The 12,820-nt window shown below is 38.4% G+C and carries 10 protein-coding genes and 1 tRNA gene; all 11 read left to right on the forward strand.

Annotation, left to right across the window (positions count from 1 at the left end):
- Positions 1-6: 6 nt before the first annotated feature.
- The 11 genes from mraY to ABXZ36_RS13010 all read left to right on the forward strand — a co-directional run bounded on the left by mraY (position 7) and on the right by ABXZ36_RS13010 (position 12,805).
- Positions 7-1,227: a phospho-N-acetylmuramoyl-pentapeptide-transferase gene (gene mraY, locus ABXZ36_RS12960; protein ID WP_354616102.1), complete on the forward strand. Its 1,221-nt coding sequence runs from the start codon at positions 7-9 to the stop codon at positions 1,225-1,227.
- Entirely contained in the window at positions 1,227-2,561 is a 1,335-nt protein-coding gene (gene murD, locus ABXZ36_RS12965; protein WP_354616103.1) for a UDP-N-acetylmuramoyl-L-alanine--D-glutamate ligase, read from the forward strand. Before mraY ends, murD begins: the two co-directional genes overlap by 1 nt.
- 1 nt (position 2,562) lies before the next feature.
- Complete coding sequence (locus ABXZ36_RS12970; RefSeq protein WP_354616104.1) at positions 2,563-3,762, forward strand: FtsW/RodA/SpoVE family cell cycle protein; 1,200 nt, start codon at positions 2,563-2,565, stop codon at positions 3,760-3,762.
- Entirely contained in the window at positions 3,749-4,840 is a 1,092-nt protein-coding gene (gene murG, locus ABXZ36_RS12975; protein WP_354616105.1) for an undecaprenyldiphospho-muramoylpentapeptide beta-N-acetylglucosaminyltransferase, read from the forward strand. Before ABXZ36_RS12970 ends, murG begins: the two co-directional genes overlap by 14 nt.
- Before the next feature lie 19 nt (positions 4,841-4,859).
- Entirely contained in the window at positions 4,860-6,212 is a 1,353-nt protein-coding gene (gene murC, locus ABXZ36_RS12980) for a UDP-N-acetylmuramate--L-alanine ligase (protein WP_354616106.1), read from the forward strand.
- On the forward strand, positions 6,202-6,921 hold the full coding sequence (locus tag ABXZ36_RS12985) for a cell division protein FtsQ/DivIB (RefSeq protein ID WP_354616107.1): 720 nt from the start codon (positions 6,202-6,204) through the stop codon (positions 6,919-6,921). The genes murC and ABXZ36_RS12985 overlap by 11 nt, the downstream gene beginning before the upstream one ends.
- Positions 6,922-6,924: 3 nt before the next feature.
- Positions 6,925-8,256, forward strand: a complete 1,332-nt coding sequence (gene ftsA / locus ABXZ36_RS12990; RefSeq protein ID WP_354616108.1) for a cell division protein FtsA — start codon at positions 6,925-6,927, stop codon at positions 8,254-8,256.
- A gap of 47 nt (positions 8,257-8,303) precedes the next feature.
- The gene (ftsZ, locus tag ABXZ36_RS12995; protein ID WP_354616109.1) at positions 8,304-10,283 is read left to right on the forward strand and encodes a cell division protein FtsZ; all 1,980 of its coding nucleotides are present in this window, start codon (positions 8,304-8,306) and stop codon (positions 10,281-10,283) included.
- A 100-nt stretch (positions 10,284-10,383) separates the two neighbouring features.
- Complete coding sequence (locus ABXZ36_RS13000; RefSeq protein WP_354616110.1) at positions 10,384-10,833, forward strand: GatB/YqeY domain-containing protein; 450 nt, start codon at positions 10,384-10,386, stop codon at positions 10,831-10,833.
- Between the two features lie 17 nt (positions 10,834-10,850).
- Positions 10,851-10,924, forward strand: a tRNA-Arg gene (locus tag ABXZ36_RS13005).
- Positions 10,925-11,275: 351 nt separating this feature from the next.
- The gene (locus ABXZ36_RS13010; protein WP_354616111.1) at positions 11,276-12,805 is read left to right on the forward strand and encodes a glycoside hydrolase family 32 protein; all 1,530 of its coding nucleotides are present in this window, start codon (positions 11,276-11,278) and stop codon (positions 12,803-12,805) included.
- The last annotated feature ends 15 nt before the right edge of the window (positions 12,806-12,820 follow it).

The raw sequence follows: 12,820 nt of genomic DNA on the forward strand, positions 1-12,820 counted from the left end.
AGATATATGTTATACTACCTTTTTGAATATTTAGAAGAACATTACCAAATCCCTGGAGCGGGACTGTTCCAGTTTATCACTTTTCGTGCGGCAATTGCGGTATTATTCTCATTGATTATTGCTACTGCTTATGGAAAGCGCATTATACTTTTTTTGCAGCGCAAGCAGATAGGTGAAACAGTTAGAGATTTGGGATTGGATGGACAGAAGCAAAAAGCGGGGACTCCTACTATGGGAGGCTTAATTATTATCATAGCTACTTTGATACCGGTGCTATTGTTTGCCAAACTAGATAATATTTACGTCATCTTATTGATCATCACGACCATATGGATGGGAATTATTGGGTTTATAGATGATTATATAAAAATTTTCAAGAAGGATAAAGAAGGGTTAAAAGGAAGGTTTAAAATAATAGGGCAAGTGGTATTGGGGCTAATCGTTGGTGCAACCCTTTATTTTCATCCACAAGTGACTATGAAAGAGGCGAACAGGACAGTAATAACTGAAAATTATACCGTTGTGGCCCAATCTGGGAATGAAATTAAATCCACAAAAACTACCGTTCCTTTTTTTAAGAATAATGAGCTCGATTACAGTGTGTTTATCACTTGGGCCGGAGAAGGCTTGAAATCCTATGCGTGGTTGATCTTTATTCCTATCATTATTATAATAGTTACAGCTGTATCCAATGGGGCTAATTTGACTGATGGGATAGATGGCTTGGCGGCGGGAACCTCGGCAATTATTGTATTTACCCTAGGTATATTTGCTTTCGTTTCTGGTAATATCGTTTTCTCAGACTATTTAGATATCATGTTTATACCCAGGGCAGGGGAGCTGGTAGTTTTTGTAGCGGCCTTTTTGGGCGCCCTAGTAGGATTCTTATGGTATAATGCCTTTCCTGCACAAGTATTTATGGGAGATACGGGAAGCCTAACAATAGGTGGGGTGATAGCGGTTATTGCCATTATAGTCAGAAAAGAACTCCTAATTCCTGTTTTATGCGGAATCTTCTTCGCTGAATCAATTTCAGTTATGTTACAAGTAGGGTATTTTAAGTATACCAAGAAAAGATTTGGGGAAGGAAGACGTGTTTTTTTGATGGCGCCACTTCATCATCATTATCAGAAAAAGGGATATCACGAAAGTAAAATAGTGACCCGATTCTGGATTATAGGAATTCTCTTGGCAATTGTTTGTATCGTAACCTTAAAAGTACGCTAATGAAGAGGTTAGTCATATTAGGTGGTGGAGAAAGCGGAGTTGGTACTGCCATTTTAGGTAAGAAAATGGGATATGATGTCTTTGTTTCTGATTCAGGGAAAATAAAGGAAAAATATAAAAACGCTCTTGAAAATCTTGGAGTCGATTGGGAAGAGGAGAGACATACGGAGACTAAAATACTGATTGCAGATGTGATCATGAAGAGTCCAGGAATTCCAGATACTGTTTCCTTGGTAGTGAAGCTCAGGGAAATGAACATTCCCGTTATTTCAGAAATAGAGTTCGCCTCTCAATATACCCAAGCAACCATTATTGGAATAACGGGAAGCAATGGAAAGACCACAACCACAATGTTGGTCTATCATGTATTGAAAAATGGAGGATTGAACGTAGGGATGGCAGGTAATATTGGAGACAGTTTTGCGAAAATGGTGGCAGAGCAGGATTTTGATTATTACGTATTGGAGATCAGTAGTTTTCAATTGGATGGGATTGTAGATTTTAAACCGCATATCGCTATCATAACTAATATTTCACCTGACCATTTGGATAGATATGATTATAAGTTTGAAAATTATATTGCTTCCAAATTTAAGATCGTACAGAATCAAACCGCAGCGGATTACCTTATTTATGATGCTGATGATGAAGTACTGTTAAATTATTTGGGACAACACAAAATACCATCAAAATTGATTCCTTTCTCTTTGGAGAAAGAATTTATAGAAGGAGCATATATGAAAAATAATAAAATACAGATTACAACTCAAAATAACACAATGGAGATGGAACAAGACACTTTGGCTTTAGAAGGCAAGCACAACCTTAAAAATACTATGGCGGCATCTACTGCGGCAAAGTTGGTGCAGATCAGAAAGCAAACTATTCGAGAAAGTGTCCAAAACTTTCAAGGGGCTGCGCATCGTTTGGAAAAAGTATTAAAAATTCATCATGTGCAGTACATCAATGATTCCAAAGCTACCAATGTAAATGCTACATATTATGCATTAGATAGCATGAAGACTCCTACGGTTTGGATTGTGGGAGGATTAGACAAGGGGAATGATTATCTGTCTCTAATGCCCATGGTTAGAGAAAAGGTCAAGGCCATTGTGTGTTTAGGATTGGACAATTCTAAAATAAAGGACGCCTTTGAAAATGCCGTGGATTTAATGGTAGAGACTTTTTCTATGGAAGAGGCCATAAAGGTAGCTTACAAAATAGCCGAGCGAGGCGACACAGTTTTGTTGTCACCAGCCTGTGCTAGTTTTGATTTGTTTAAGAATTACGAAGATCGAGGAGATCAATTTAAGGAAGCGGTAAAAAACCTATAGTGTGGTAGATTTTTTGAAAAATATAAAAGGAGATAAGGCCATTTGGGGGGTAGTCGCCCTCTTGGCCCTTTTTTCTTTTTTACCGGTCTACAGTGCCAGCAGTAATTTGGTATATGTGGTGGGTAATGGCACTACAGCAGGACATTTGTTGAAACATGCCATGTTATTAGTTCTAGGGTTTGGTGTGATTTATGGTGTACACAAGATACCGACACACTTTTTTAAAGGGCTATCCCTTATTGCGATGCCTATAGTATTATTATTGTTGGCATATACTCTGGCACAGGGAACAACCATTGAAGGTGCCAATGCTAGTCGCTGGATACGGCTTCCTTTGGTTGGTTTTACATTTCAAACATCAACGTTGGCATCTGTAGTTTTGATGATCTATGTTGCTAGATATCTCACTAAAATCAAGGATAAGGATATACATTTTAAAGAGAGTATTCTGCCCTTGTGGTTACCCGTTTTCCTAGTAGTAATACTAATCCTGCCTGCGAACTTTTCCACAGCAGCCATTATCTTTTTTATGGTGTTGTTACTATGTTTTATGGGGGGGTATCCTATGAAGTATTTAATGGGCATAGTGGTCACGGGATTAGTTTCGCTCACCTTGTTCGTTTTGGTGGCCAAGGCCGTCCCAGATGTGTTTCCTAATAGAGTAGATACATGGATCAGTAGGGTAGAAAGCTTTTGGAATCCTGAGGATACCGAGGCTGATTACCAGATAGAAAAGGCTAAAATAGCAATTGCTACTGGCGGTATTGTAGGTAGTGGCGCCGGGAAAAGCGTAATGAAAAACTTTTTGCCCCAAAGCTCTTCAGATTTTATCTATGCCATTATTGTAGAGGAATATGGACTTATTGGTGGTTTTGCTATTATGTTCTTTTATCTGTTGTTGCTGTTTAGAATAGTAGTTGTTGCTAATGGTAGTTCTAGTGTTTTTGGTAAGTTATTGGTCGTTGGGGTTGGTTTGCCCATTGTCTTTCAAGCCTTGATTAATATGGCTGTGGCTGTAGAATTGTTTCCGGTTACGGGGCAGACCCTGCCATTGATTAGTAGTGGAGGCACCTCCATTTGGATGACCTGTCTTGCCATAGGAATTGTATTGAGCGCAAGTAATAAAAATATAGAGGAGGAGGAAAATGCCTCAGAATTAGATGAAACAAACCCTTTAGAAGTATTAAGTGGACAATTATAGATTTATACTTTCTGGAGGCGGAACAGGTGGACATATATATCCGGCAATAGCCATAGCGAATGAATTAAAAGTGAGGTTTCCAAAAGCAGAAATTCTGTTTGTAGGTGCCAAGGATAGAATGGAGATGGAGAAAGTTCCTCAGGCGGGATATGAAATTAAAGGATTGTGGATTAGTGGGTTGCAGCGGAAATTGACTCTTAAAAATTTAATATTTCCTATAAAATTGATTAGTAGTTTGATGAAAGCGAGAAACATAATAGCAGAATTTAAACCCCACATGGTCATTGGAACCGGTGGCTTTGCTAGTGGTCCGCTTTTGAAAATAGCTTCTGGCAAAGGGATTCCTTGCGTATTGCAGGAGCAGAATTCCTATGCAGGGGTCACTAATAAGATGTTGGCTCAGAAAGTAGAAAAAATTTGTGTGGCTTATGATGGGATGGACAAATTTTTTCCAGCCGATAAAGTTATAAAAACTGGAAATCCAGTGCGTAGTGATTTAATGAAGGTCTCTCTTGATAAAAAAACATCAGTTGAATTCTTTGGCTTAGACGTTTCAAAGCCAGTTTTGTTGATTTTGGGTGGAAGCTTAGGTGCTCGTAGAATCAATCAATTAGTAGAAGAGAAGGTGAGGTTTTTTGAATCATTGGGATTACAAGTGGTGTGGCAATGTGGTAAGCTGTATTATGAGGAATACAAGAAATATGATTCAGAGTCGGTAAAGGTATTTGATTTTCTAAACAAAATGAATTTTGCCTATGGGGCAGCAGATATGATCATTTCTAGGGCAGGTGCTGGATCGGTATCTGAATTGTGCATCGTGGGGAAACCAGTAATTTTTATCCCTTCTCCCAATGTTGCTGAAGACCATCAAACAAAAAATGCACAAGCCCTGATTTCAGAAAATGCCGCAGAAATGGTAAAAGAAAAAGAATTGAATACGCATTTTGAAGTGGTTTTTAAGGAGATTTTCAATTCCAAGGAGCGTCAGGAGAAATTTAGTGCCAATATAAAAAAATTAGCAATGCCCAATGCTACTAAGCATATCGTGGATGAGATAGAAAAATTATTAAAGAACTAAAGCTCTACATAGCATATTAATGAATATTAAGGATCTACATAGCGTTTATTTTATAGGAATCGGAGGTATAGGAATGTCCGCTTTGGCCCGCTATTTCAAATTTATTGGAAAAAATGTAGGGGGATATGACAAGACAGAGAGTCCACTGACCAAAGAATTGGCAGAGGGAGGCATGGAGATTCATTATGAGGATAATATAGATCTGGTGCCTCAACATTATAAAATTCCAATAGGAACCTTGGTGGTTTATACTCCAGCAGTTCCTATAGATCATAGAGAATACCAGTATTTTATAAAGGAGGAATTTGAAGTTAGAAAAAGGTCAGCTGTTCTAGGGTTGGTTACTAATCATAGTTTTTGTTTGGCGGTTGCAGGCACCCATGGTAAAACCACCACTTCTTGTATTTTGGCACACTTGCTAAAGGAAGCAGGCATGCCAATAACCGCGTTCTTAGGGGGAATTTCTGAAGATTTCAATAGTAATTTTTTGTTGGAAGGAACCGAAGTATCAGTTGTAGAAGCCGATGAGTTTGATAGGTCTTTCCTTCAGCTTACTCCAAATGTGGCTTGTATTACTTCTATGGATGCGGATCATTTGGATATATATGGTACAAGTGAGGCTTTGGTGCAGTCCTTTAAGAATTTTGCAGGTAGAATAAAGCCAGAAGGCAAGCTCTTTGTTCGTAATGGCCTACCGTTGGATGGTATTACATACGGTATAGGGGATAATTCAGATTTTTGTATTGAAAATCTTGAAATAGAAAATGGCGCCTATATTTTTAATCTAGTTACCCCAGAAGAAACTTTTAGAGGAGTTAGATTCAGTAAGCCAGGCAAGCATAATTTACTAAATGGCTTAGTAGCCTTTGCTATGGCTTTACAAACAGATGCTCCAAAACAGCGTTTGGTGGATGCTATGGGAACCTTCAAAGGGGTGCAAAGAAGATTCTCGTACCGAATAAAAACTGATGATTTTGTTTTTATTGATGATTATGCCCATCATCCTACAGAAATAAATGCGGTATACGAGGCCGTTGCAGAAATGCATCCGAACAAAAAAGTATTGGCAATATTTCAGCCTCATCTGTATTCTAGAACTAGGGACTTTATAGATGATTTTGCCAAGAGTTTAGAGAAATTTGACAGCGTGCTCTTATTGGATATTTATCCTGCAAGGGAACAACCTATTGAGGGAGTAACCTCGGACTGGTTGTTGCAAAAAATAAACAATTCAAATAAAAAACTGATTACAAAATCAGGGTTGTTGGAAGAGATAAAGAAACAAGCTCCAGATGTTCTGGTAACTATGGGAGCTGGTGATATAGGTTTAGAAATTGAAAAAATTGAAAAGGAATTTACCCATGAAAATTAATTGGAACTATCTGAAATTGCTACTACTACTACTTTTGGTAACGGGTCTTTACGCGTTTTCCAACCACAGGAGCAACGCCAAATCAGTGAATGATATTGACTTGCAGTTTTTGGGAGACGAGAATCTTTACACCACCCACGAGATGGTTAATAAATTGTTAATACAAAAATATGGGAACCTTAAAAACGTGCCTAAAGAAAAATTAATTTTGAATACCATAGAAAAGGTTATTGAGACCGATGACATGGTGAAAAGTGCCCAAGTGTATCTTACTGTAGATGGGAAACTTACGTCGAAAATCATTCAGCGGAGGCCAATCGGAAGAGTTGAGGGGGATAAAAAATATTATGTAGATGATGAGGGAAAGCGCATGCCGTTCTCTAAAATTCACTCTGCAAGGGTGCCTATAATTACAGGTAGCATCACTGGAAAAAGTTTGGAAGATATATACGTGATCCTCGAATATATCAATACGGATAATTTTCTAAGAAAAAATATCATCGGGATCCATGTGGGTGTCGATGGAGATTACCAGCTAAAGTTTCGTATGGAGAACTTCGTGGTGAACTTAGGGGGCGTTGAAAATTTAAAGGAAAAGTTCAACAACTTTATGGCCTTTTACAACAAGGCCACCAAGGACAAGACACTGAATCATTATGATTTAGTGAGTTTAGAGTATAATAATCAAGTAGTGTGCACCAAAATTTAGGGTATGGAACAAGGTAGTTATTCGGTTGGATTGGATATTGGAACCACCAAAATAGTGGCCATTATAGGGAAGGAGAACGAGTACGGTAAGATTGAGATTCTAGGTATCGGAAGATCCAAGAGTCTTGGTGTGCATCGTGGTGTCGTTAATAACATTACTCAAACCATTAAATCCATCCAACAGGCCATTGAACAAGCGGAAGCGAATTCGGGGTTAAAGATTAGTTCTGTAGTGGTAGGGATTGCTGGTCAACACATCAGGAGTTTGCAACATAGTGATTACATCACTAGGATAGATTCTGAAGAGGTGATCAATGAAGATGATTTGGACAAACTATGCAATCAGGTATACAAATTGGTGATGTTGCCCGGAGAAGAAATCATCCATGTATTGCCACAAGAATATAAGGTTGACGGCCAAGCTGAAATTAAACAACCCATAGGGATGTACGGTGGAAGGTTGGAGGCTAATTTTCATGTGGTGGTAGGTCAGGTATCTTCCATAAAAAATGTGGGAAGATGTATTAAGAGTGCTGGCTTGGATCTTGGAAGCATTACCCTAGAGCCACTTGCATCCGCAAATGCGGTATTGAGCCAGGAAGAAAAGGAAGCAGGGGTTGCCTTAATTGATATAGGTGGTGGAACCACTGATTTAGCCATTTTCAAGGACGGCATCATTAGGCATACGGCGGTTATCCCTTTTGGAGGTAACGTTATTACCGAGGATATAAAAGAAGGATGCTCTATTATTGAAAAACAGGCGGAGCTATTAAAAATAAAATTTGGATCGGCTTGGCCAGGAGAGAATAAGGATAATGAGATTGTGTCCATCCCAGGACTTAGGGGAAGGGAACCCAAGGAAATTACCCTTAAAAATCTTTCAAAGATCATACATGCCAGAGTTGTAGAGATCATAGAACAGGTCTATGTGGAAATACAGAATTATGGTCATGAGGATCAAAAGAAAAAATTGATTGCAGGTATTGTATTGACAGGTGGAGGAAGCCAGTTGAAGCATTTAAAGCAATTGGTGGAATATATCACGGGCATGGACACTAGGATTGGATACCCCAATGAACATTTGGCAGGTGATTCAGATGAGGAAATAGCCAGTCCCTTGTATGCCACTGCAGTAGGTTTATTGATGAATGCCATCAATACTAAAGCAAAGGTAAAAGCCATTGAAGCCTCTCAAAACGAGGTGGAATCTGAAGTTATTTACGATGAAGGGAATGGACAGGCTACTAAGGAGCAGCCAAAAGCAATAAGAGAACGAAAATCCATATTTGACAAATGGTCCGAAAAGTTGAAAGACTTCTTGGATAATGCGGAATAGGGCATAGTATAGAGAACACATATCGTATAACCAGTAATACTAAAAGAATGAGCAAGAACACTGAATTTGAAAGTATAGCTTTTGATTTGCCCAAGAATCAAAGCAATGTGATAAAAGTCATAGGTGTAGGAGGTGGTGGTAGTAATGCCATCAATCACATGTTCCAGGCCGGAATTAACGGAGTGGATTTTGTGATATGTAATACAGATTCACAGGCATTGGATAATAGTCCAGTTCCCAATAAAATACAACTAGGGGTCTCCCTAACTGAAGGATTGGGCGCTGGTGCAAATCCTGAAGTAGGGGAGCAAGCCGCCATTGAGAGCATGGAGGATATTAAATCCATGTTAGGGACCAATACAAAAATGGTATTTATTACTGCAGGTATGGGTGGGGGAACAGGTACTGGAGCTGCCCCTGTTATTGCCAAGCAAGCCAAGGAATTGGATATATTAACGGTTGGTATAGTGACCATTCCTTTCCAATTTGAAGGAAAAATGCGTTGTGAGCAGGCCCATGTGGGAATGGAGAAACTGCGAAGAAATGTAGATTCATTAATTGTAATCAATAATAATAAGCTTAGGGAAGTTTACGGTAATTTGGGCTTTAAGGCAGGTTTCTCGAAAGCTGATGAAGTGTTGGCAACGGCAGCAAGAGGAATTGCAGAAGTAATTACACATCATTATACACAAAACATAGATTTACGTGATGCCAAGACAGTATTGTCCAATAGTGGTACTGCCATTATGGGATCTGCTGCGGCATCTGGGTCATCAAGGGCCCATGAAGCGATTACGAAGGCTCTGGATTCCCCACTGTTGAACGATAACAAGATCACTGGTGCTAAAAACGTATTGTTGCTCATCGTTTCTGGATCACAAGAGATTACCATTGACGAGATCGGGGAGATCAATGACCATATCCAAATAGAGGCAGGACACGGTGCCAATATCATCATGGGTGTTGGTGAGGACGAAAGTTTGGGAGAGGCCATCGCCGTAACGGTGATAGCTACGGGTTTTAATATAGACCAGCAGGATAATATAGTGAATACGGAATCCAAGAAGATTATACACACTTTAGAGGATGAGCAAAAGGCCGAACAGGATTTGATGCTTACTACGCGTAATGTTGTGCGCCAATTGGAATTGGAACAAGAGGAAGAGGCAACTCCAACTCCCGAGCTGGTCGTTAAACATGAATTAGTAGAAGAAGAGGAAGAAGAAGAAATACAGGCGAAAGCCCCTGTGAAATTAATGGATTTGATACCTACTACAAGTTATATCAAAAATTTCAATGTTTTTTATGAGGAGGTCATCGCAGAGAATGTAGAAGAGGATTTTATTGTCATAGACTCCAAGGACAGTCTTAGTGATATTGAAGTGGTAGAGCCAGAATATGTTTCTTCCAGAAGTCAGGATGAGGACCAATTTACACTAAGTTTTGATATGCCTTTTAGTCAATCCAAAAGAAATTTTGAAGAGGAAGAGGAAAAAGAGCATACTATTACCTTTAGTTTGGATGAGGTAAGGGAAATAGATGTTAGGGATCATATTGAGGTTGTTCCTGTATTGGAATACAACAAGAACGGGGAGAAAAGATACAGCTTGGATGACTATATGGAATTGGAGCAAAAACTGACAGGTGCAAAATCTAAAGCAGAAAAATTTGAACCTAAAATTTTAGAGAACGAATTGGTTTTTGAAAAAAAGACAGTTCAACAGGACGAAGTTTCACCAATGGACGACACCAAAGAAATCAATCCAATGGATACTCCTCTCGAAGAATTGTTAAAGTCTAGGGCCGATGAGCGCAGAAGAAAACTGAAAGACTTTAATTATAAGTTTCAAAATAGTATGAATAAGATCGATGAGATCGAAAAACAACCCGCCTATAAAAGACAAGGGGTGAACCTAAATGAGGTTTCAAGGGAAAATAAAGTCTCAAGGACTTCGCTTAGTGAGGATAGTAATGATGAGATCCAATTGCGTTCCAACAATTCATTTTTACATGATAATGTGGATTAAAGGGAATGTTGTTTCTTTCATTTTATAATACGTTTAAACCCGAAAATACAAGTTGTTTTCGGGTTTATTTTTTATCTTCGCACTGCTAAATTATTTGGATATGAGCTTGCAAAAACGTGTAATGGAAGAAATGAAAATAGCTATGAAAGCTAGGGATACTGTTGCATTGGAGTCACTCAGGGCTATTAAATCAGCTTTGTTGATGGCTGCGACCGAAACAGGTTCTGGTGTCGGACTTACTGAAGAAGATGAAGTTAAGTTGGTGCAAAAACTGGTAAAACAGCGCAAGGATAGTGCAGCTATCTATGGAGAACAAGGTAGGGCCGATTTGGCAGATCCAGAATTAGCTCAAGCTGCTATCATAGAGAAATTTTTACCAGAACAACTCACCGAAGAAGAAATAGAGAAAGTTGTTGTACAGACCATAGATGCTGTTGGTGCTTCAGGAATGAAGGATATGGGGAAAGTTATGGGTCTTGTGTCTCAAGAATTGGCCGGACAGGCAGATGGGAAAACTATTTCCAACATTGTTAAAAGAAAACTTTCGTAAATTTGTAACGTATTACTGGCCTCGTGGCGCAATTGAATAGCGCATCAGATTTCGGCTCTGAGGGTTACAGGTTTGAATCCTGTCGAGGTCACGAATAAACCACAAAAAAGTGGATATGCAAGCGAGCTTCAAAAATGAAGCTCGCTTCTTTTTTGGAGTAAAGCGAAGTTTATCTTTTTATGGTTTTCAAAGCGGAGCTTTGCAGGAAGGGCACAGTAAGAATTTTTTGTATTTTAATACCATTTCAATACATTATTTTATCTTCATTTTTATTTAAGTTTACGTAAGGGCATAAGTTTGTGTAATGATAAATTAAAGAATAAAAAGTAGCTACTAAATTATAAGGTTCATGAATAAACATGTATTTAAGATATGTTTTTTGATGATAGTAAGTATCAGCTTATTATCATGTAAAAATAAAACTGATAAATCAAATGATTCAATGAATACGAAATTGGAGGTGCTTTCCGAAGAGGTTCTATATCGACCAAACTTTCATTTTACCCCCATGACGGGTTGGATGAATGATCCTAATGGAATGTTTTTCTATAATGGGAATTATCATCTTTATTTTCAACACTATCCTGATGGTAATAAATGGGGTCCCATGCATTGGGGACATGCCACAAGTATAGATATGGTCACTTGGAAAGAACAGCCCATAGCCTTATATCCGGATGAGATGGGTTATATTTTTTCAGGAAGTGCAGTTGTGGATATTGATAATACCTCTGGTTTTGGTATGGACGGAAAAGTTCCTGTCGTAGCTATGTTTACCTATCACAACATGGAGATTGAAAAGGCAGAGGGCATAGATGTGGAATCTCAGGCGATTGCTTATTCTTTGGATGAAGGTATTACTTGGACAAAATATGAGGGTAATCCAGTGATAAAAAATCCTGGAATAAGGGATTTTAGGGATCCAAAAGTTTTATGGGATAATTTGCATAAGAAATGGATCATGATTTTGGCAGCCCAAGACAGGACAAAGATTTATGGATCCAAGGATTTAAAAAAATGGGAAGAACTATCTGATTTTGGAGGAAATCTTGATAAGGCTGTTGGTGCTCATGGTGGGGTTTGGGAATGCCCTGACCTTTTTACATTGCCAATAGAAGGGACAGACGAAGTAAAATGGGTGCAATTGGTAAGTATTAATCCTGGAGGCCCAAATGGAGGTAGTGCTACCCAATATTTCATAGGAGATTTTGATGGAAAAACCTTCACGATGGATAAGGATTTTGAAAAGGAATTAAAGGAAAACCACAATTTTTGGATAGACTTTGGTAAAGATAATTATGCTGGGGTCACTTTCTCCAACATTTCATCAGCCAAGGGAGGTAAGTTCCTAATGGGTTGGATGTCTAACTGGCAATATGCTAATGTAGTGCCTACAGAAACTTGGAGAAGTGCGATGACCGTATCAAGAGAGATCAAATTGATTAAAAGCGCCAATTCTTATCGATTAGCTTTTTCTCCAATAGAGGAGCTTAATGCTTATAAAGAAGTGAAATTTAAAGAAGAGAAAATTGAAGTTTCAGGGGAATTAGAAATTATTTCTTCTGAACAGTTGGATCTAACACAAGCACAGATCAAATTCAATATTTCCGAAGTAAAGGATAAATCTCTTTCTTTTAAATTGTCCAATTCTTTGGGTGATGAACTGTTATTTGGTTTCGACCCAAAGGATAATAATTTTTATGTAGACCGAAGAAAATCTGGGAAAGTGAATTTTGAGAATAGATATGCTTCAAAAATTTCTACGGCAACTCGAATATCTTCCAATCCTTCTTTGAATGGAACCATACTGTTGGATAAGACTTCAATTGAATTGTTTTATGATGATGGTGAAATGGTAATGACAGAAATATTTTTTCCCAATGCTCCTTTTGAAAGACTGTCCTTGGTATCAAAAAACGAAATATATATATTGGATTATATAGAGGTGAACCAATTAAACTTCAATGACTAAAAAGGGTGTAGTACT

The sequence above is a fragment of the Sediminicola arcticus genome (genome assembly GCF_040566695.1).
Taxonomy (GTDB): Bacteria; Bacteroidota; Bacteroidia; order Flavobacteriales; family Flavobacteriaceae; genus Sediminicola; species Sediminicola arcticus.